Annotated in this window: 7 protein-coding genes; 4 read left to right on the top strand and 3 right to left on the bottom strand. The window is 56.4% G+C overall.

Annotated features, from left to right (window positions below; translation table 11 throughout):
• Nucleotides 1-65: 65 nt before the first annotated feature.
• Nucleotides 66-1,535, bottom strand: coding sequence for an MFS transporter (locus MV985_RS06305; RefSeq protein ID WP_297464455.1), 1,470 nt, complete (start codon nt 1,533-1,535; stop codon nt 66-68).
• Between the two features lie 82 nt (nt 1,536-1,617).
• Here MV985_RS06305 and MV985_RS06300 point away from each other — a divergent pair, with 82 nt between their 5' ends.
• Nucleotides 1,618-4,386 (top strand): DEAD/DEAH box helicase, encoded by a 2,769-nt coding sequence (locus MV985_RS06300; RefSeq protein WP_297464450.1) that lies wholly within the window; start codon nt 1,618-1,620, stop codon nt 4,384-4,386.
• A 73-nt stretch (nt 4,387-4,459) separates the two neighbouring features.
• Here the strand turns inward: MV985_RS06300 and MV985_RS06295 are convergent, their stop codons facing one another.
• Together MV985_RS06295 and MV985_RS06290 are read right to left on the bottom strand one after the other, a co-directional pair.
• On the bottom strand, nt 4,460-5,773 hold the full coding sequence (locus MV985_RS06295) for an ATP-binding protein (RefSeq protein WP_297464454.1): 1,314 nt from the start codon (nt 5,771-5,773) through the stop codon (nt 4,460-4,462).
• 93 nt (nt 5,774-5,866) lie between these two features.
• Nucleotides 5,867-6,919: a M20/M25/M40 family metallo-hydrolase gene (locus MV985_RS06290; protein ID WP_297464452.1), complete on the bottom strand. Its 1,053-nt coding sequence runs from the start codon at nt 6,917-6,919 to the stop codon at nt 5,867-5,869.
• A 119-nt stretch (nt 6,920-7,038) separates the two neighbouring features.
• Between MV985_RS06290 and MV985_RS06285 the strand changes: the two genes are divergently transcribed.
• The 3 genes from MV985_RS06285 (at nt 7,039) to MV985_RS06275 (ending at nt 23,454) form a co-directional block, all read left to right on the top strand.
• Nucleotides 7,039-7,251: a hypothetical protein gene (locus tag MV985_RS06285; protein ID WP_297464449.1), complete on the top strand. Its 213-nt coding sequence runs from the start codon at nt 7,039-7,041 to the stop codon at nt 7,249-7,251.
• Complete coding sequence (locus MV985_RS06280) at nt 7,248-21,146, top strand: CARDB domain-containing protein (protein WP_297464447.1); 13,899 nt, start codon at nt 7,248-7,250, stop codon at nt 21,144-21,146. The genes MV985_RS06285 and MV985_RS06280 overlap by 4 nt, the downstream gene beginning before the upstream one ends.
• A gap of 61 nt (nt 21,147-21,207) precedes the next feature.
• Complete coding sequence (locus tag MV985_RS06275; protein ID WP_297464444.1) at nt 21,208-23,454, top strand: NB-ARC domain-containing protein; 2,247 nt, start codon at nt 21,208-21,210, stop codon at nt 23,452-23,454.
• Nucleotides 23,455-23,588: the final 134 nt, after the last annotated feature.

Genomic DNA, 23,588 nt, shown 5'->3' with positions numbered 1-23,588 from the left:
GGGAGCGAAAGGGTGCCTGAAAAAGAGGAGCATGGAGAGGGGAAGTCCAGGGATACGAAAACAACTTACTCCGCGGGTTCGAGCGTCCGTATTCTTCCCCCCTTCATGACCTCAACTATCGCCAGGGTGAGCACCGCCAGGAACAGGTAGATGAGTGCGGATGTGCCAAAGAGCACCTCGTAGGCTTTTGGAGTGGGGATTTTGATGCGTACCCACTCCGGGGCCCCGGGCGGGTGGAACAGGACGTAGTAGGTGCTCATCACCGTCCCGGCTATGGCCGGCCCCCATGTCGAGCCGAAGTTCCTGAAGAGACTGTTCGCCCCGGTCGCCACCCCCATGACCCTCGGTGGAACGCTGAAGACGAGCACGTTGATGAGGGAGATGTTCATGAGCGTTATCCCCGTCCCGACGAGGGTGATGAGCCCGACGAAGGCCCACAGGTGATCGGGTGGTAACTGGGGGGCGTACTTCGAGAGCATCCCAAGGCCCAGGCTGGCCGTGAGGGCTCCAGTCGTGGCGAGTGGTTTGGCCCCGATCCTGGGCATTATCCTGCCGGCAAGGGGGGCGACGATAAGCATCACACCCGCCATTGGAGTCATGAGGATGCCGCTCTGCAGTATGGTCTTTCCGAAGCCGTAGGGAGGTTGCATCTGGAAGATGTATGTGTTGGCCTGGCTCATCATTGAGATGCCGAAGGCCGCGAACATTATTCCTATGTTGACTATGGCCGGGTTTCTTGCGGAGATTATGTCGAGCGGTATCAACGGGTTCTCAGCCCTCTTCTCCCACAGGACGAGAAGGACCGTGCTAACTATGGCCACACCGAAGAGAATCAGAGTTTGTCGGGACGTCCAGCCGATGTTTGGCGCCCTCGTAACTCCAACGAGCGCGGGAACGACCGCAACCGTCAGGAGTACCGCGCCCACCCAGTCAAGCTTTCCGGGGTTGATGTAGCGGCTCTCCCTCAGGATCCTCCATGCCAGGATGAACATCAGTACCGCCAGGGGTGCTGCCGAGTGGTACGTCATCCTCCAGCCCCAGTTCTGGGTGACCCACGCGCCGAGGGGTAAGGCTATGACCATTCCCACGGCGAACATCGCGCTTATCATCCCCTGAACCTGCGGCACCATCTCGGGCGGGAACTCTTCCCTAACCAGGGCAAAGGCGAGGGGGAAGATGGCCATTCCAAAGCCCTGGATGGCCCTTGTGACGAGCAGCCAGTGGAAGCTCGGCGCGAAGCCGTTGAGAATGACACCGAGGGTGTAGAAGGCGAGGGCTATGAGGAACATCTTTTTCTTGCCGTACATATCGCCTAGCTTTCCGAAGAGGGCAACGCTTACCGTTCCGACGAGGAGGTAGATCGTAAGAACCCAGCTCACGTCGTTGGGGTCTATCGCGAACTCCTTCTGGATGGTCGGTAAGGCTGGCGTGAGCATCGCCTCGGTATACATGACGAGGAGCGGGAGGATGATGACGACGAGCATGGCCCTCTTCGCGTAGCTCAAATCGTACCCTGAGTTCTTCACGGCCTCCATTTCTACCACCGACATATCGGACGATATATTGACTTATAAGCTTAGCGGTTAGGGTTATAAATCGCCCCGAAGATGTTCGACCATGCACCCCCTCTTGAAAAAGGCCATCAGGGAACGCTTCGGAAGGCTCAACAGACTCCAGCAGGACGCTTTTAGAGAGGTTAGTGCCGGGAAGAGTGTCCTTATAATAGCTCCGACCGGCTCGGGAAAGACCGAGGCTGCCGTTCTCCCGGTTTTCAATGAGATACTTGAGAAGGGCCTTAAGCCGATTTCTGTCCTTTACATAGCCCCGCTCAAAGCCCTGAACAGGGATCTTCTCGACAGGCTCGAATGGTGGGGAAGAAAGCTGGGGATAAGCGTCGAGGTCAGGCACGGGGATACATCCGCTTATAAAAAGGCAAAGCAGGTTAAGAACCCTCCCCAGATGCTCATCATAACCCCCGAAACCCTCGGCGTCATCTTAACCGTCAAGTCCCTGAGAAAGCACCTGGAAAACGTTAGGTTCGTCATCGTTGACGAGATAGCGGAGCTGGTTGACAACAAGCGCGGGGCGCAGCTTCTCCTCAACCTTGAGAGGCTGGCTGAGGTATCTGACTTCCGGAGAGTTGGAATGACTGCAACGGTTGGCAACGAGGAGGAAGTGAGGAACTGGCTGAAGGCGGACACTGTTGTGAGGCCTCTCTGGAAAAAGGACTACCGGTTCCACGTCCTCTATCCGGAGCCTGGTGAGGCAGATGAGGCGCTCGCCCGGGAGCTCAGCGTTTCACCCGAGGTAGCGTCCCGTTTGAGGCTTCTCTGGGAGATCGTGGAAAACCACGGGAAGGCGCTGATATTCACCAACACGCGCCAGTTCGCCGAGATTTTGGCCCATAGGCTGAAGGCCTGGGGAAAACCCGTTGAGGTTCACCACGGTTCCCTCTCCAGGGAGGCTAGAGTTAAAGCCGAAAAGTCCCTCAAGGAGGGGAAGATCAGGGCGTTAATATGCACCTCATCGATGGAGCTGGGCATAGACATCGGCGACGTGGACGTCGTCATCCAGTATATGAGCCCGAGACAGGTCAACCGGCTCGTCCAGAGGGTGGGGAGGGCTGGACACCGGATCGGGGAAACCAGCGAGGGCTACATCATAGCAACGAACGTGGAGGACTACCTTCAAAGTCTGATGATCTCAAAGAGAGCCCTGGAAGGACGTTTTGAGGCCGTTGAGCCGATTGGCGGTCTGGACGTTCTGGCCCACTTCGTCGTTGGCCTTCTCGTTGAGTACAAGCGTCTGCCGCGCGAGAGGCCCTACGAGATAGCGAAACGGGCCTACGTTTACAGGGATCTGGACTGGGATGATTATCTCGACGTCCTGAGGGTTTTGGAGGACGCCCGGCTTATAGGTTACGACGAGGAAAAGGGCCTTCTCTACCTCCGCAGGGGGGCGTTCCAGTACTACTACGAGAACCTCTCGACGATTCCAGACGAGGTTTCCTGGCGGGTTTTCGACGCAGGGAGCGGGCACGTTATAGGGAGACTCGACGAAAGCTTTGTTATGGACCTTGAGGAGGGCATGGAGTTCGTTATGAACGGCCGGAGCTGGATTGTGCTCAAAATCGACGAAGAGGCAAGACTCCTGAAGGTTCGAGAGAGCAAGAGCCTTGAGAGTGCAATTCCGAGCTGGGAGGGCGAGATGATTCCAGTTCCCTTTGGCGTTGCCTTTGACGTTGGCAGGCTGAGGAGGGAGCTGGCTTTCGACTTTGATAGGGTAAAGGAGCTTCTGGAGGGCGTTGAGTTCGAGGAAAAGGAACTCAGAAGGGCCTTTGAAGAAATCAAAGATGAGCCGTTCCCAACCGACAGGGATATTGTTGTGGAGAGCACGCCGAAAGCATTGATAATCCACGCCGACTTCGGGAGCAGGACTAACGAAGCCATTGGTAGAATCGTGTACTCGCTTTTAATCCCCCGATACGGCAGGATCTTCTCGGTTAGGAGCCAGGGGCATGCGATCGTTTTCAGGACCCCCTTCCAGCTTAACCCGGAGGAAGTGAAGGGTTATCTGTATCAAGAACCGGAAAGCGTTGAATCTCTGATTTCCCGCTCCCTCAGGGACTCCCACGCATACCGCTGGAGAATGCTCAACGTGGCGAAGCGCTTTGGGGCTTTAAGGAGGGACGCGAAGATAAGAAGAATAGAGAGGCTCTTCGAGGGAACGGTGATTGAGAGGGAGACCTTAAACGAGCTCTACCACGACAAGGTGGATATCAAAAGAGCCGAACTCGTCATGGAGCTCCTCAAGGCCGGCTCGCTGAGGGTAAAGACGACTCTCAGAAAAGAGCCTTCAAAGCTGGCCAGGCTCAACATGACGGTAAGCGGGGAGTTTCTGCTCTCAGGCGTTATGGAGAAGGACGAACTGGTAGAACTCTTCAGGAAGAGACTCCTTGAGCATGAGGTCGTTTTAGTTTGTACAAACTGCGGCTGGCACTCGAAGACGAAGGTTTCGAGGCTTAGGAGCATCAAAGATAGGGAGTGCCCGCGCTGCGGCTCGAAGATGTTAGCAATAGCTCATCCTATTGACGCGGAAGAGTTCCTTGGGGTTCTTGAAAAGGTCCGCCACGGAGAAACCCTTGAGCGAAAGGAGGAGAGAACCTACAGGAAGCTGTTGAAGGCCGCCGACCTCGTAGATACCTACGGCTTTGAGGCCGTCCTGGCTTTAGCCAGCTACGGAACCGGGCCGGACACCGCCGCGAGAATTCTCGGCCAGTACAGGGGTGACGCCCTAATCCTGGCCCTTATGGAGCGCGAGAGACAGTTCATACGGACGAGGCGGTTCTGGGTGGAGGGGAAGGAAGAGAAAGGGGAGGAAGACTGACTTCCCTCGCCATGAAGGGGGAGGTTTGGTTTAACCCCCACAATTGCGGTACGAAAAGAGAAAAACCCTGTCCTCAGAAGTCCTCGAGGTCCCAGACGAGGTAGCCCTCTTCCCTTAGTCCCTCTTTGTTCTCCACATTTCTTCCAATGATTCCAAAGCGAAAGCTTCCCTTAAAGTGAACGAGCTTCGATTTGCTCTCAAGTTCCTTCAAAACCCTTCTAGCGTCCTTCTCGCTCAAATCCCTCCACTTAACCTCAATCAGGGTCGTGGTATCTTCTCTCAGGGTGACGATGTCTATTTCCTCCCCCCTGAACCACCATCTGCCGAGTTTTTCGAATTCAATAGGCCTTTTGAGAACCAGAAACTCCCTCGCCAGCTCCTCAAAGCGAACCGAGAGGACGCGGTAGAGATTGTCAAGTCTGGCCGTCCCGGAGGATATGTCGGCCATCTGCGGGTAGGTGAGAAGGAACCAGCTCAGCAGAACGGGGTCGCTTATCCTGTACAGGCTTACCCTCCTGCTCCCGAGGATGGGGGTTTCTTTGTCAACGAAGCCGAGCCTCATGAGGGTCTCCAGGTAAGGGTAGACGCTTCTCGCTGGAAGGCCGAGGTAGTTGGCAATCCTCTCAAGCCTTCTGTTGCCGTCGGCAATAGCTTTGAGGATTGAGAAGTACGTCTTCAGCTCCCTGAGTTCCTCGCCAAGGATTACGTATGGTTCATCGTAGAACAAACCGTAGTCACTCAGAAACTCTTCCCTGACGAACTCTTCAACCGAAGAGTATCGGGAGGCGAGCCTCAAATAGGGGGGAATACCTCCGACGAGCATGTAAGCCTTTAGGCCGTATTCCTTATCCCCAAAGAATTTCAGGGCGTTGATGTAATTTAAAGGTCGGAGGTGTATACTTCTCGTTCTTCTACCGTAGAGGGGCGAGGCATGGCTCAGAACGTCGTCCCACATCATTCCAAGCAGGGAGCCCGAGATAACAAGCATGACTTTCTTCTCGCTCAAAATTCCGTCCCAGACCCTCTGAAGGTCGCTCAGAATCTTTCGGTCGGACTTTATGGCGTAGGTAAACTCGTCGAGGACTATGAGGCAGTCATCAACCCTTTCGGCGAGGTAGTTGAGCAAATCAAACCAGTTATCAGTTTCAACCTTTGAGATTAGCTCGTCTCCAAGAAATGAAGCAAGTGCCCCTTTGAATTCCTTCATTTGGACTTCCTTGATTGCCTCTGGAAACGTGAAGAAGAACGTTATTTTGTCTCGGGAGAACTCGCGTATGAGCCTCGTTTTTCCAACCCTTCGTCTGCCATAGAGAACAAGGAAAGAGGGCCTATTCTTCCACTCCCTTTCAAGGACTTTCATTTCTCGCTCGCGGTCTATGAATTCCACGGGCTTCACCGGATAGTCTAAGCACGATTATATATAAATATGTTTCGATAAAAAATCCCCACCAGTAACTGGTGGGGGTTCTAAGGCTTGCCTTCACTCACTCCCATAAATCTCGTTGAGGGCCTTCAGGAACTCGCTCGCTTTGACCACGTCCCTAACGTCAATGCGCTCGAACTTTGTGTGCGAGATATCGAGGTTGCCGGGGCCAAAGACTATGGTTCTTGTTCCATTGTACATGAAGTTTATCGCATCTGTCCAGCTACGCATTCCGCCGAACTCGTCGAGGCCGGTCTTTTCCATCGCCTTCTTGGCGAGCTGGACTATCTCCTCATCGGGCTCAAGCCTGTAGCCGTCCCATATCTCCGTGTACTCGTAGCTCTTCGTGTATTCGTCAAGTATCGGGTCCATGAGGTCGAGTACGTCCTCAACCTCCTGCTCGGGCAAAAGCCTCGCCTCAAGCCTTCCCCTGCAGAGGGCAGGAATTAGGTAAACCGGATTCTCGCAGACGAGCTCCTGAATGCCAATGTGCGGGTCAAAGAACTCTCCCTTTGCCCTGAAGGGTTCGAGCTTTTTAAGTTCCTCAAGCATCTTGTAGGTTTCCTCAATCGCGTTTATCCCGCTTTCGGGGCAGGCACCGTGGGCCTCTTTTCCGTCAACCTCAAAATAAGCCTCGATGTTGCCGGCGTGGGCTATGTGGACTTCCAAATCAGTCGGCTCCAGAACGACGGCCATCTTGGGCTTGTAGCGCTCCATGAAGAGTGCCGAACCCCTTCCTCCCTGCTCCTCGTCGCTGACGAAGACTATGCCGACGTTTAGGTCCTTCCCTTCCTTTCTAAGTTCCTCAAGCATGAGCAGTATTGCCGCGGCACCGCCCTTTATGTCGCTCGCACCGGTGCCGTAGATTATGTTGCCCCTGACGAAGGGTTTGACCCTCACAGGGATGGTATCAACGTGAACCTCGTAGAAAAGATCTGCCTCAGGGTTTACAACCAGGTCTATTACTTCCCCGTCGCTCTCGATCTGGACGTCGTAGTCGAGCTTGTGGAGGAACTCCATGATGTGGAGCATAATCCTGTCTTCCTGTCCGGAAGGCGAGGGGATTTTCAAGAGCTGGAGCAGTATCTCCTTCGCGCGTTCGGTGTTCACCTTGCCCACCTAACCCTGATGAGCGTTGGACCTTATAAAGGCACCCACCGGGTTTGACAGTTTTCCTCAAACCCACCGGATAAGTAGCGGGAGATTGAACATACTCCTGGTGTGTCTCGATGGAGTTGGTAGCCAGTTCTCCCGGGCCGAATCCCTCAACCGCTGGAGGGAAGATAGTCCGGGAAATCCGGCGCGAGCTGGTGGAGTTCATAAAGGAGAGAACGGGGATAGACAGGAAGGTTATAGTCGAGGTTCTCCGTGCTGAGGAGTCCTTCTTCGTGATGCAGATTGAGAAAGCTCTCAAGAAAGAAACGGGGAGGGATAGAGGTTGAGGAATACAATCTCCCTTCTAGTTCTGGCGGTTTTGCTGACCTCCCTGGTGCCCCCTTGGGCGGTGGGAGTCGGCAGGGTCAGTGCCCAGGACGGAGAACCACCGGATCTCTGGATACATGGGGAAAGGTACATCGTCTCGGGAGATGAGGTTATCCTCAACGCCACACTGGAAAACTTTGGAGGGGCCAGCGGGCCCTTCAACGTCACATTCAAGGTTTTCACCGCAATGGACCCTCCCCCAGCAGTGGAGGTGCCGTTCCAGTGGATAAACGTCACCGGCTACCTCGATGATAGCCAGATTGCTGACGACGGGGAGTACATCGAGAACGGGAGCGCGGTTTTAAGCGAGGACGACGGCTATTTCATTTACAAACTTCCCTTCACGCTGAACTTCTTCGGTAGGAACATAACGAACATATCGGTCAGCACAAACGGCTACATCGAGCTGCTCGGTAAGTGGGAAGAGCCAGACCTCGGGAGCACATATGGCGTCCACATGGACGAGGACTACTCGATGAGCGACATCATATTTGCCCTCGATGATGACCTTGAAACCGGGGATGGATATCTGCTCGTTGTCGGCTTTCCTGACAAGGTGGTGGTTGAGTGGTTCGGCTCGACCTACGAGGACTGGGACTCCTACTCAAACCCCCTGGACTTTCAGGTGGTCATCTTTGCCAACGGGACGATAAGGTGGAGCTACCGCCTGCTTGAGTATTACTCATACAGCTACGACCTCTTCACGGGCTACTACTCCAAAGTTACCGGAAAAACGGTCGGCTTTGAAAAGGCTCCCGGAAAGAGCTTTGAGGTCCAGATCCCCTCGGGTTCTCCGGCGGTGGAGCGCGTTGAGATCCCAGGCATTCCCGAAGGAGGAAGCCTCAACGTCTCGATTACCCTCTCCCTGGGCGAATACTACGTGAAGATCATAGCGGACGATGAGATGCTCCTGAACGACCCGTACAGGGGCGACAACGTAGCCGAGCTTGGGGTATGGCCCGGGGACTACTGGGTAGAGAGCGCGAGTATAGGAGGGGTTACGCCGGGCGAGAGGGTTGAGATAAACTTCACCGTCGGGAGCACATCGAAAAATCCAAGTGCCGTGGTTGAGCTCCTGCGGAACGGAAAGGTCGAGGGGCGGAGATACCTGTATAGGCAAGACTTTACGAACGGCACCGCCTCCGGGAGCTTAAGCTGGCTCGCCCAGGGTGGGAGCTACAACCTTACACTCGTTGTGAATGCAGAGGGGGACACCAACGAAACGAACAACGCCTATCCCCTCGGTGAGTACAACCTCCCGCTGCCCAACTTCAGGATAGTCAACTACACCGTCAGGCTCCCCAGCTGCCTCGGTGAGAGGGCGCTCATTCTGGTCAACGTCACCAATGACGGAGAGATTAACTGGAGCGGTGTCTGGATCAGGGTTGTGCTTGTTTACAACGGGAGCACTACAGGCTATTCCAGTTCTGTGGACATAGACTCCGGAGAGACCGTCGAGGTTGCCCTGAGTCCCTTTGTGATCGCGGGAACCCTCACCGGGGTCAGGATAGAGGTCGATCCCTACGAAAGGGTCGCGGAGTCCAACGAGAGCGACAACTCCCTCACGGTTCCGCTCTCAAGGACGTACGAAAGCCCCGACTTCACGGTCGGCTCGATAGAGGTCCCTGCGAGTGTCTCAACCGGCAACACCTACTACATCAACGCCACCATCGAAAACCTCGGCGGCTGCTATGCCAGAAGCGTGAGGGTAAACCTCTACGAGAACGGCTACTACGAGAGCTACACTCACGCTACTATTAACGGCCCCACCAGGGTTTCTCTCAGGTGGACGCCTTCTAATGTTGGTGAGGTTAACCTGACGGTTGTCGTTGATCCAAGTAACTACGTTTCCGAGCTGAACGAGAGCAACAACAGGCTGAGCAGAACCGTGTTCGTGAGCGGTCCGGACATCGTGATAACGAACGTCACGCTCCTGAGCTTTGATGGGATTGCAGGAAGCGAAGCAACCTTCAACGTCACCCTCAAAAACCTCGGCGAGGCCTTCACGAGGAGCTTCACGGTAAAGCTTGAGGGCGCTCTAGGCTATTCCTCAGCCTATGTGAGCGGGGGTATGGGCCCGGGGGAGGCGAAATGGGTCACAATCTCGGCCCCGTTGAACGGTGGAAACTCGACGTTACGTTTCATAGCGGACTACTACGATTCCGTAGTCGAGACCAACGAGAGCAACAACGTCTTCACCTACAGGGTGAGCGTTCCGCTGCCCAACTTCATAGTTGACTCGATCGAGATGCCTGACAACACCGTTGGCCACGTTCCTGTTAACATCATGATAAAGAACATCGGGGCCCCGTACAACGGCACGGGCTACCCAATCAGGGGTAGGGTGTACGTTGAGAACTTCAACTCCTCACCAAGCTACGGGCACTTCGTAATCGATGCGTTCCTCCCCTCGAACGGCACCTACACCTACCACATCGATTACCTCCTTATCCAGGCCCCCGGCGGGCTTATCAACGTGACCGTTAACTATCCTGCCGAGGTCAACGAGAGCAGCCTGGAGGACAACTCGCTGGTAACGAACTACGCGACGGGCTACCCTGACCTCAAGGTTAACGTTTCCTTACCGCGTGAAATCAAGGCCGGTCAGGACGTCCAGATAAACCTCACGGTTCTGAACACCGGGAACGCAACGCTGAGGGTCGAGAACCTCTACTGGTGGAGTAAGGAGCTCGGGCTGAAGGTGAACCTGACGGACGAGAACGGAGAGTCGATAATCAGAACCTACGAGCTCGCCCCCATAACCCTACCTCCGGGCGGGAGCGTCACGGAAACCGCCGATATACCCTTCAACGGTGGACTTAGCACCCTCAGGGCCATAGCCGACTACGAAGGGGACTGGATCGAGTCAAATGAAAGCAATAACGTCGCAGAGGTTACCGTCAGTGTCGAGAAGCCCGATCCCTTCATAGCCAGCTACTCCGTCCCGGAGGAGGTTCTCAACGGTTCTGCCAGCCTCTACCGGGAGTATCCGATAAGGGTTAACGTGAGCAACGCTGGGGGAGACCTTGAGGGAGGCTTCTACGTTACGCTCCTCGACAACGGGAGCTATGCTTACTCATACTGGATAGGTTCACTCGCCTCGGGTGAGGTGAGGGAGGTTACACTCTACTACACGCCCAAGCCTGGAGAGCACAACGTAACCATAGTAGTAGACTACTACGACTACTGGATCGAGGCGAACGAGAGCAACAACAACGCAACCTTCAGGGTGAGCTTCGAAAAGCCCGACTTCGCGGTGGTGAACTTCTCGGTTCCGGAGGAGGTTCTCAATGAAAGCGCCTACCTGTACCAGGGCTACCCGGTAAGGGTGAACGTTACCAACCTCGGGGCCAACTTTGGGGGCTACCTCTACGCTTACCTCTACGATAACGGAAGTGGAAGGGGTAGCACCTACCTAGACGGCCTGAAAACTGGCGAGGTGAAGGAGGTTACACTCTACTACTATCCAGAACCGGGCAGGCACAACCTCACCGTAAGGCTCGACCCCTACGACAGTTATCCCGAGAGCAACGAGGACAACAACGACGTATTCCTGGCAAACGTCTCCTTCGGAAAGCCCGAGCTGGTTCCCGTCGGCATCACTTGGGAGCCCTACAACTTCACCTCGGGAGAAACCGTTACCTTCAAGGTCTACGTCACAAACCTCGGGCAGGCATTCTACGATAGCTTCTCCACGAGGGTCGAGATATGGAACGGGAGCACGAGGCTGGCCTACGGCTGGGCCTACCCGAGCGACTGGCACTTCGGGAGCAACGAGACGAAGGAACTCTCATGGCGCTGGTACAACGCCAAACCGGGCAACCTGACGGTGAAAGTAATCGTTGACCCCAACGATTACATCCCCGAGCTGAACGAGAGCAACAACGAATACACCGCCTACCTCGGCTCGATTGGAACGCCGGACTTCGAGCTTGAGAACCTGAGCGTTGGAGAGCTCGCCTACGGGAAGAGCGTTCCGATAAGCGTGAATCTGAGGAACCTCGGCGAGGCCATCTACAGGCCCTTCAGCGTGCTATTCAACTTCAGCGGGGAGCTTTACTACAGGACCGTCTACGGCATCGGCTCAAACGAGTCGGTAAAGCTGAACTTCAGGTGGTACGCCGACAAGGTCGGAAACATCACCATCACCGTGAAGGCCGACCCGGGCGACAGGATAATCGAGTCCGACGAGACCAACAACGAGGTCTCCGGGAGCTATTATATAGAGGCCCCCGACCTGGCGATAAGCTCCTACGAGTGGGTTAGAGATGACGTCGCGAGGGGCTACCTCACCTACCGCGTGAACGTGACGAACCTCGGCGGGGACACCTACAGGGGCTTCTACATTGCCATGTACGTCGACGGCTCACTCAAGGCCCAGGCATGGGTCGGCTCGCTCATGGGCGGCGAGAGCGTTGAAAAAACCATCTCCTGGCGCTTCAACACCGGCGGAACCCACGGGATTAGGCTCGTCGTCGATCCCTGGGACCACATCCCAGAGGCCAACGAGGCCAACAACGAGGTTAACACGAGCGCCACCATAGAGCTGCCGGACATCGTGGTTGCTTCCATCAGCGCCCCGGAGATGCACGCCAATGCGTTCTTCCCGGTGAACGTGACTGTCAGAAACGCCGGAAGCCAGGACATAGAGCGGAGCTTCCTGGTTGTCATCTACCAGAGCGATAAATACCTCGGAGGGGCGTGGGTTAGTTCTCTTCCGGCGGGGGGCGAGGCGAAGGTTACCGTCTGGATAAGGCCCTATCCGGGCGATTCAACGATAAAGGCTGTCGCGGATTCAGGAAACTACGTTACCGAGGTCAACGAGACCAACAACGAGCTGTCGATTTCTGTCCACGTTAAAGCGCCCGACATAAATGTCGTCTCGCTCTCACCCGGAAACATCACGTACTCCGGAGAGAAGGCCAGCGCGACGGTCACCGTCAGGAACACCGGCGACTACGAGACCGGGGCGTTCTCCGTTGTGATTCGCAACGGCGGGAAAACGTTAGGGAGGGCTTACGCGCCCAGCATAGCCCCCGGCGAGGAGGAGAACGTGACGATGGAGTGGACGACAGACCCAGGGAGCTACGATCTAACCGCGATAGCCGATCCCGGCAATGCCATCCGCGAGTGGGACGAGGGGAACAACAACGCGAGCGTTCGGATAAGTGTTCCCGCTCCAGATCTGGTCGTTACTTCGTTCTCCTACTCCGGAAGAGGGGTCGTTGGGGCTTACTTCAACTTCACGGTCACCGTTGAGAACGCCGGAAACACCACCCTGCTGCCCTTCCACGTTGGAATTTACGCGAACGGCACTCTCGTCGCGGTCAGGCTAATCAGGGGGCTGAGGGGAGGGGAGAACGCAACCCTCCGCTTTGTTAACGCATGGAGAGCGCGCTACGGACGCTACACCCTGAGGGCGGTGGTTGATCCCTTCGGCGCGGTCGGGGAGCTTAACGAGACCAACAATGAGAAGAACGTTTCGGTCGTGATAGCGGATGAGAAGGCTCCACATCCAGCCCAGCTTTACCCGGCCAACGGGAGCTTCACCAACGAAACAACCGTCGGGGTTCTCCTCAGGGATGACGGCTCCGGAGTCGACATGCTCAGGAGCGAGCTGAGGCTCTACCTCAACGGGAACCCTGTTGACGGCTCCTCGGCTTTCACCGGCGGCTGGCTGGTCTTCCAGAACTCGACGCCGCTCCAGGACGGGAACTACACTGCGGTGGTTGAAGCCCATGATAAAGCCGGGAACTCCGAGACCTACACCTGGAGCTTCGTCCTCGACAGGAATCCACCAGAGATAAGGACGAACGTCACGGATGGAGCGCTCTACAACGGGAGCGTAGTTCCTGGCGTTGAGGTCATCGACGAGAACCTCAAAGGATACACGGTAACGGTCAACGGAAGGCCCTCCGCCGGGAAGGCCATACGGGTGGACGGAACCTACACGCTTGAGGTAGAAGCGGTTGATAAAGCAGGCAACAAAGCCGAGCTGAGGGTTACCTTCAGCGTCAACGGGATTCCCCATCCGCCGAGCGGATTAACTGTCAACCTCAACGGCTCCTACGTCGAGCTGAGCTGGCTCCCCAGCGGCGATTCCGACATAGCTGGCTACTACGTCTACCGCAATGGGATTAGGTTAAACGACGAGCCGGTTGAGGCTACCCACTTCCGCGATCTCTACTCAGGTAGCCTCAACTACAGCGTCAGAGCGGTTGACTTTGAGGGCTTCGAGAGCGACCCGGCTTATCTCTTCCCCGCGAGGCTTAAGATAAGCCCTGAAAGGCTCGTAACCGGTTATCCGGCACTCATCAACGTCACGATCGAGAACCTCGACGGGGCCGCGAACGGAACGCTAACCCTTGAGCTGGTGGACGTCTTTGGGGACGTTATCAGGAGGCTTGAAAGAGAGGTTGAACTCTCATCGGGCAACATCACCGAGAGCTTCGTCGCGACCGTTCCAGAGGGCCTCGGCTCGCTTAGGGCTTCGCTTACAGTCTACGACTCCTCGACGGAGGCAGTTCTCCCGGTGGAACCCGTGGGGGCCGGGGCGCCAGGGATTACCGTCCACCGCCCGAGGACGGGTCTCCCAACACTGGTTGAGGTACAGCTGACCAACCACGGCTCCGCCCCGCTCGACACATCAACCGCTCTCATGAAGCTCGGGGACGCGGCTGGGGAACCGCTCTCATTGCCTCCAGTGCTGATGCCCGGAGAAAGCGCCACTTTAAGCTACCGCGTCCTTCCACCCGCGAGGGGAAGCTACAACCTGACCTTTGAGCTGGGCGGAATACGAGCGGTTGAGGAGGTTGAGGTCAGGGACCCGGTGGCGAACCCGGTGATGCTCTCCACTAAGGGCTTCGTCAGGGGAGGAAAAGCAAAGGTCTACGTGACCTTCAAGAACACGGGTACAGCTCCGCTCGTGGTTAAGGGCGTCAGCGTTCTCGGGATGGAGAGGGGCCTATCCGTTACCGTTCCGCCGAACCTCTCCTTTACGACCTCTTTCAGCTACACAGTCCCGGTCGATGCGCCGGACGAGGTGACCATCAACGCAACGGTGAGGACTGACGTCGGGGACTTCACGAGGGTAACCGCCGTCCCGACGGAAGAGCCGCCCTACAACGCCAACGTCACCGTGGGAAGTGTCTTCGAGGTAGGAGAAAAGGTTACCATCGAGGGCTTCGCCTACAACGCCAGCGGACTGCTTCCGAACGTCACGGTTAGGGTTGCCATAGCGAGGGGCGACTTCGTGAGGGAGTACGCGGTTATGACCGACGGAAGGGGGCACTTCAACCTGACCTTCAGGCCGTATCCCGGTGAATCCGGCCACTTCGTTGTGAGCGCGACTCACCCGAGCGTCCTGGCCCTTGAGCGGGACGGAGAGTTCGACATCGTTGGGGTAAGCGTGAAGCCGGACGTCTACGCCCTCAGGGTCACGAGGGAGTTCAGCGGGAAGATCGAGATAACGCTCGTGAACCACTGGGAGGAATCCAACGTCTCCGTTTCCGTGAGCGCTCCTGCATGGCTCAACGTGGGCGTTCCATCGAGCCTTGCCCTGAAACCCGGCGCTAACAGGCTCGAAATAGGCCTCTCGAGCGACAGCGCGGTTAACGGAACGGCCACGATAACCTTCAGGACGACCCAGCTCGGCCTGGCCATCGAGAAGAACCTGACGATAAAGCTGACGGTCCTCCCGCCGGCCCCGATAATCGTTCCCGAGCCGAGAAGCATTGAGGTTGGAGTTTTGACCAACGAGACCGCGAGCAGGAGCATAACCATGAGGAACGTCGGCTTTGAGACGCTGGAGAACGTGACAGTAACGAGTTCCCTCGAATGGGTCAAGGTCGCGAGCAACTTCACCCAACTCGCTCCGAAGGAAGAGGAGAGCATAGCCCTCTACATAGCGCCGCCCGCCAACCTGACCGGAACCTTTGAGGGGAGCATAAGGATAAGCTCCTCCAACCACCGCGACGTTGAGATTCCCATCAGAATCACAGTGACTCCTAACGCCACCGGGACGCTGACGGTCACAGCGATGGACCCGAACGCCACCAGGTTAGGAAACGCCAGCGTCATCCTCTACAACGGCTACGCCCACTTTGAGGGGAGAACCGGCGAAAACGGCACGATAACCTTCACCGACGTTCCCATCGGCGACTACACCCTCTTCGTCTCAGAGGAGAGCCACTACACGGTGAGCAAGACGGTAACGGTCGAGGCAGGTGTTAAGAAGAACGTGAGCGTTGTGCTGATGCCGTCGATTCTGAAGGTCGAGTGGGAGGTCGTTCCCGTAACCATAGAGGACGTTTACGTAATCAAGCACGAGATAGGCTACTCCACCCACGTTCCGGCGCCAGAGATTGAGAGCTTCGGCGGCGACATGGAGGTTTACCTTGACTACGGCAAGCTGGCCGAGTCAGGGATAGCGGAGTTCCACGGCCAGGTGATAGTCACCAACACGCACCCCTACGTTTCAGTATACAACATCACCTTCCACACCGGCGGGAGCCACTACATCGACGTGGAGTTTGCGGTGAGCAGGATAGACGAGCTGAAGCCGGGAGAGAGCGTTGTCGTTCCCTACGTGGTCAGGGTCTACCACCACCGCTCGCCGCCGATAAAGCCCTGCCTGCACGAGACGAAGGTCATAGAGCTTAAAGCGGGCATAATCTGTGTGGAGGAGGCCGGGAAGATAACGCTGAGGGCCAGGAAAGTCCACAGGATAGTCGTCAAGCCGACCTGCGACGGCTGCTGGAAGTCCCTTGCCCTGCTCCTCGGAAAGGTGGGCTTCATCTTCTTAGGTCAGAAGCTCGGGGACGCCCTCGGAAACGTGGACGACAGCGGGGTGGCGAACGCCCTGGCGAGTGAGGGCCTCAACGACATCGAGGGCCTCTTCGATGCCTACTCGGCAATGGCGATGAACCCGAGCGGCGAGAACGTCGCCAACTTCGTTAAGGCATTCAATTCGGCCAAAACGAACCTCGCGGGGACGATAGCGAGTTCGCTGGGAATGACCACTCCAGCGGGCTACGAGCTGGTGTACAGGGAAATCTCGGCATTCCAGATGACGGTCGTTAGGGACAGCCGCGGCAGGGTCATAGGCGTCGGAGCGACGATGAGGGGAACTCCGGTCTACGCCCTCGGAATGGGAACCGTCACGATAAGCAACGGGAACGTTGTTGTGGACACCAAAAAGGCCACGAGCATAACCAACAGCCTGCTCTCGAACCTGCTGTCAAAGAGCGGAAGCTTCGGAAACGCGGTGGCGGGAAGCATAAACTACCTCCAGCTGATAGACAAGATAGTGGAGGACCTGACGCCCTACTTAGCGCAGGCGGGCCTCAACTGCGGCCTCTGCCTCATACACAACGACTGTACGCCGAAGACCGACGGGGAACCCAAACCGCACCAGCTCATCCGCTACGGCTCCCTCGGCGGCTACGGAGGCGAAGGCTCCCTCGGAGGCGGTGGTGGAGAGACCAGTGTCGAGCGTTTCACCTGCGAAGGGTTGCCGACGGTTCACAAAAAGACCTCCGGAAGTTCAAGCGGCTCCAGCACTCCGGGAACGCGGGCCAGGGCCTTCGAAAGAGCGGGAAGCGCCGCCGGTGGGAGGATATGCAAGACCGTTCCGCTGAGGGGGCCTGGAGGAACGGTGAAACCCCTCCGGGAGGGCGGAGATTACCCGAGCAACACCCTCCATATGTGCATCGACCTCGTCATAAGCATAGAGCAGAGGGTCACCTTCGAGAGGCAGGCCTTCAGGGCCTCGCTGAAGTTCACGAACACCAACGCCAACTACAGCCTCAGCGACGTCAACGTCAGCGTTCTCTTCTTCGACGGCGAGGGCAACCCGGCCAACGATAAGTTCTTCGTAAGACTGGATGAGGAGAGCGGTCTGAGCGGCGACAGCTTAGCGCCTCAGGGTCAGGCGAGGCTCAGGTGGCTCATAATCCCGAAGGTTGGCGCGGCAGAGAGGTTCAGGACGCGCTACTACGTCATGGCCAACATAACAGCTAAGGTGGGCAACACGACCCTCGTCTACGAGACGTGGCCCGCTTTGATAGAGGTCGAGCCTGTTCCGCAGCTTGAACTCGACTACGTCATCCCGCCGAAGGTCTACGGCGACGACCCGTATACACCGGAGAAAGAGCCGCCTATACCGTTCGTCTTCGGCGTCAGGGTGAAGAACGTCGGCTACGGCATAGCCAAGAACCTGCGCATAGCCTCGGCCCAGCCGAAGATCGAGAAGGCCAGCTATCCCGGCGTTTACATCGACTTCAGAATCCTCGGAACCCTCGTTAACGGCAGGAGGGTTCCAAACAGCCTCACCATAGACTTCGGCGACTTAGAGCCGGGCAAAAGCTCCACGGCGGCCTGGCTAATGAGCGTCGAGGTAACCGGCGACTTCACCTACTACAACGCTACCTTCAGACACAGCGACGAGCTTGGAGGAAACGAGACCTCGCTGATCAGAGCGGTCAGAACGCACTTCCTCTTCAAAGCCTTCAACGACACGGCCAACGACGACGGCATGCTCGACTTCTTGGTGGACGATGACCGCGACGGCGTCCCTGAGGGAATACTCGACTCCAGTGGAAGGAACTACTCGGTCTTAGCTCTCAACTTCACGAAGGAAACAGGAATGGGCTTTGTCAGGATAACCCCCCTCATGAGAAGCCCGGACTGGGTTTACATGAGCGTCCCGGTGACGGGCTACACGAGAGCCCTTAGAAGCGACGGGAAGGAGCCGGTGGCACAGTGGATCGAGAACGGGAAGCTTCACATCCTCGACCTCGGAACGGCCGAATTCTACGTCCTGAAGAGCAACAGGAAGCCGGTGCCGGTGATAACCTATAACGAGCCGGCAGTGGTCAACAGTACGGTTGCCTTCGACGCCTCGCTGAGCTACGACCCGGACGGAAGGGTTATCAGATACCTCTGGCGCATTGGCAATGAGAGCTTCGAGGGGCCAAAGCTCATCTACACCTTCACCGGGCCGGGCATTTACAACGTAACCCTGACGGTGTGGGACGACGAAGGGGCCAACGCCTCGGTGACGGAAGCCGTTGAGGTCTTCCTCGGCCCGAGGTTCGTCGAGAACCTCACCGTTGAGCCGGAGTGGGGTGTGGTTCCTTTCAACGTCTCGGCTTACCTCAACGTCACGAACACCGGCGACGCACCGGGAACCTACAACGCCACCGTTAGCCTCGACGGGAGGCTTATAGCCTGGAACGCATTGACGATTGAGCCCGGCGAGTGGAGGGTCTTCGCCTTCACGGTGGAGATAAACGAGACCGGGGAGCACACTGTAGAGGTCAACAATCTGAGCGCGGTCGTTAAAGCTTACCTCAACGTGAGCCTTGAGAGGAACGAGAGCAATGCCTTCAGGGGAGACTTTGGGCACTACGGCGGGTTCTACTGGGATGGCTTTAGGAGGGACTTTGAGAACTGGACTGATGAGGTGCTCTCCTCAATCAACGTCTCCACAGAAGGCTTCGACGAAGTGTTCAACGTAAATGCGGGCAACTGGAGTCTTATGAACTGGAACGAGAGCCTTGATTACAGGAACTCAACCGGCTGGATAAACGCGACCTACGAGAGGAACGCGACGGTTATTGGAATAGCCGGCTTCAACTACACGACGCTCCACCTTACCCAGGTTGTCAGTCTCTTCGCCAACGCGAGCAAGGAGGTCGATGTTACCCCGCCAGTCCTTGAAGTATCTCCGGGAAGCGGGGTTTACGAAGAGGTACCGACCTTCAACGTTACCGCCTGCGACGAGACCAACGTCACAGTTTGGGGAAGCGCTGGAAACGAGAGCAGGGACTTCACCCTAATGTGGAAGAACTCCACCTGCTCGCTGTGGAGCGGGAGCTTGCCTTTAAAGGCAGGCAACAACACCGTCGTTATTCACGCCGTTGACGACTTTGGCAATCTAGCAAACCTGAGCCTCTGGGTTTACATCAACCCAACCGCGCCGATCATCCACATCGAGAGTCCGGCAGAGGGGGTTTACAACTCGAGGAACGTCTGGCTCAACTACACGGTCCTCGACACGGACTTAGCCGGGGTAAGGGCCTACCTCGATGGCTCGCTCCTCTCAAGCGAGGCGAACCACTCCCAGCTGATCACCCTCGACTACGGACGGCACAACCTCACCGTTTACGCCTGGGACGTGAGCCACAACATCAGTAAGACGGTTATCTTCAGGGTGAACGAGCCTCCAGCGGTGGACTTCACCTGGAGCGCCGATTATCTCACCCTCAGCTTCACAGCGGAAGCTAACGACTCCGACGGAATCTCAAGATACCTCTGGGACTTCGGCGACGGAGAAAGAAGCGGGGAGCCGAACCCCCTTCACACCTACGCCCGCGGAGGAATCTACAACGTCACTCTGACGGTATGGGACGCCTACAACCTGAGCGCGAGCGTTACAAAGAGCGTTGAGGTTATGGCAAACGTCAGCATGGAGAGGAACGAGAGCTACTCCTTTGCCAGGGACTTCGGCTTCTACAACACGACCTCATGGGAGCCCTTCAGGGAGGACTTTGAGAACTGGACTTCAGAAGTGCTCTCCTCAATCAACGTCTCCACAGAAGGCTTCGACGAGGTCTTTAACGTGGGCGTTGGGAATTGGAGTCTAATTAGCCGGAGCGAGAACTTAACGACTGGTTCGGGAAGTGGCTGGATAAACGCGACCTACCTGAGGACGGCGGTAATAAGGGGCCTCATCGACCACAACGAGACGACTTTACTGCTCCTCCAGGGGGTCAGCCTCTTCGGGAACGCCAGCAACGTGAGGGACGTGGCTCCCCCGGAGGTCGTGGTGCTCTTCCCGGAGAACGTCACCTACGACCACAACCTGAGCGAGATAAGGGCGAGCGTGCACGATGAATCGGGGATAAGCTCTGTAACAGCTGTACTCGACGGGGTTGAGATTCCGATGGTTCCCGCCAACGGGACGTGGATTGCCAGCGTGAGCGCTGGCGACGGCAGACACGAGCTTATCGTCACCGCCTCGGACGTCTGGGGCAACGTCGGAAGGGCAGGCCTCAACTTCACTATCAACACCAGCGTCAGGGTGGAGCTCATCAACGGGACGGAAATCATCACGATTCCGGGCGCGCTTGAGAGCAGGGCATCGGTTTCCAACGACACGATCAGGGTAAGGATATGGAGCAACAAGTGGGAGAGGATCTTCGAGTTCCCGAAGGGAAGGAGGCTCGTTATCGACGAGAGGACTTTCAAGGACCCGTGGCTCCTGATCAGAAGTTCAGCCAGGCTGGGAGATACCTACACAGTTATGAAGGAGTTCAGGACGGGAATGGAACGCCACCGGAGGCTGCTAATCAGGGCCGTGATAGAAGCTGAGAGGGACGGCTACGCGGTGCTCATGGCACCCCTGAGGAACATGGAGGTCCTGAAGGTTACGGTTGAGAAGAACGGGACCGTTTACACCCTAAGTACCGAGCCGCTCGAAGGGGTTGGATACTACGGCACTGTAGGAGACTATCTTTACGTTGTAGTCTCGGGAGACCCAGTGGTCGAACTTGTGCTGGAGGAGTACCTGAGAAGAGGCATATCCAGCGGGGAATGGATCCTCCTCGGGTTCTACTGGCAGAGAAACTACCTGAGGCTCGCAGGGGAGTTCGAGGAATTGCTTCAGAACGTCACCGATCAGAGTATCGTCGATGAGGCCATGGAGCTCCACATGAAGGCCAGGGCATACTACACAATGGGCTGGGAACACTACCCTAACGCTCCACTGTGGTATGCAATCTACATGAGAAAGGCCTATCTGCTGGAGAAGGAGGCCGTTGAGGTTCTCAGAAGGGAGCTGAATCCAATCTAGCCCTCGTTTCCATTTTCCGCAAGGGATTTATACTTTCCCCTCTATTTCCTTAAGGGAGCGTATGAGGATAAACGCCCTGCTCAAAGCCCTCTCGAGTGAGGTCAACCTTCAGATACTCTCCGTTCTCAGGTCCGGGTCATTCCACCCCCGGGAACTGGCCAGGATACTCCAACGGGACGAGAGCGACATTTCAAGACGGCTTAAGAACCTCGAACGCCTCGGCATCGTGGAGGGAAGATGGGTAAGGGTTGGGGGAAAGAACGTCCGGATATACTCACTGAAGGTTGGCGAGCTGAGCATTGCTTTTGAGCCAGGGGAGGTAAGGATCAAGACCAACGGAGAAACCTCCTACAAGTTTCCGACGAGGTGGGAGAAAAGGCCCGACGTTGACCTCTTCGTTGGCAGGGAGGAGGAGCTAAAGATTCTCAGGAACTCTAAAGGGGTCGTCGTTGTTTACGGTATCGCTGGAATAGGCAAGACAACCTTAGTTGCCAGGGCATTTCCCGAAGCCTATTGGTACCCGATGACAGGTATGGGGGACTTTGACTACCTGGTCTGGCAGCTCGGTCTTTTTCTGAACTCCCTCGGCTGGACAAACTTAATAGACTACCTGAGGAGCAGTGGTAGGGAAGAGAACGAGATTTTGGAGCTTGTTTTGGAGGGCCTTGATATTACCAAAGGCACGGTCGTTATAGAAGACCTCCACAAGTGCGAGGACGAAAGGGTTCTTAGAATGCTCTCCTACCTTGCCCCCAGGCTCAGAGCGGGAAGGGTCGTTGTTACAACGAGGGTCAGGCCAAACCTTGGAATGGAGGGAGTTACTTATCTTCATCTCAAGGGGCTTGAACCGGAAGAGGCCTACCAGCTGGTCCGGCTAAAAGGCAGGGAGTTCTCCCCCGAAGAGTTCGCAGAACTTTACAAACTGACCCTCGGGCACCCTCTTGCAATCAACCTGGTCATAGAAAGCCGGGGCTTCCGAGAAATTGGTAGAGAGAGCCTCTTTGACTTCCTCTTCAACGAGGTCTATCAGCAGCTCGGTGAAGGGGAAAAAAGAATGCTCTCACTCCTCTCCCTCTTCGACGAGCCCCTTGAATATGATGCCGTAAGGTTCCTCTACGGGAGCAAGAACGCTTTCCCGGTTCTCTATTCCCTAATGAGGAGGGGGCTCGTTGAAAGGAGGGGCGAGTACTGCTTCCTCCACGAAATGATGAAGAGCTTTGCTAGGCAGCTCGGGGAGATCGATAAGAGGGACACCTACCTCAGATACGTGGAATACCTCCTCAAAAGGCCGACGCCGAGGAGCTTTCTCCTGGCCTTCAAGTACGCGGTGAAGGCCGGTGCGAGGGACAGGGTTAGGAACCTCGTTCTCCTCCGCATCAGAAAGTTCCGCCGGATTGTTACGGACTTCTCAAGGGCCTATCTCCAGCTCCTCTCCGAGGTTGCCGACGATCCCCACGCAAAGCTCGAAATGGGCATGGTGTACTTCCAGAACGGGCTGTTCGAGAAGGCCAAGAAACTGTGGCTTGAGGCCGAGCCGGAACTTGAGGGGGTGTTTAAAGCCGAGGTGGAGGCCCTGATGGCAGACATCTCAATGGAGCTCACCGACTTTGAGGGTGCCAGGGAATACCTGGAAAAAACGAGAAAGCTGGCAGAAGAGCTGAACGACACTTACGTCTGGCTCTCCTACTACATGGAGCGGACCAAGTACAATTACTATCGGGGAGACCTTGAAGGGGCCTTGGAGAGCGTCTTCAAGGAGCTCGAACTGGTGAGGAAGCTGGAGGACATAGAGGAGGAACCATTAGTCCTGCTCCACGCCGGAGACATATATGCTGAGATGGGACACTACCGGAAGGCGATACTTTACTACGAGGAAGCAATGAGACTTTCGAGGGTCTACGGGATACGTTTTCTGGAGCATACCTCCTATATGGAGCTCGCCAAGGCCCATCACGGGCTTGAAAATCACGAAAAAGCCGTGGAATACGCCACAAAGGCCGCCGAGTACTTCCTAAAGGTGAGAAACTACAGGAGGGCTGTTGATGCAATAGCCTACAGGTGTGTATCGTACCTTTCCCTCGGGAAGCTGGATAAGGCAGAGGCCGATGCTCGGGAGATCATAAGAATAGCCCAGACTACAGGCTATCCCCTCGGCTGGGCGGGTTACCTCTTTCTAGGTGCAGTGGAGAAGCTCAGAGGAAGGGACGGGGACGAGTACTTCGAGATGGGAAAGGAAAAGCTCAAGGATCATGAGTGGATTTACGAGGCCGTCCTCTGGGAGCTGGGAAAGATACTTGACGCTTCGTGACTGAGGGAAGACTAAGATTAATAAAGTCCAGGCGTAGAGTCCAGGGGGCGATGAAGAGATTCATCCCTCCTGACGGGGACTCGCTCCCCCCGAGATGATGACGCGGTCCCCCCTCGAGCCCCTTCTTGGAGGTG

The sequence above is a fragment of the Thermococcus sp. genome (assembly GCF_027012695.1).
GTDB lineage: Archaea > Methanobacteriota_B > Thermococci > Thermococcales > Thermococcaceae > Thermococcus.
Note: the sequence above shows the minus strand (reverse complement) of the source record. Positions and strands in the feature narration are given on the sequence as shown.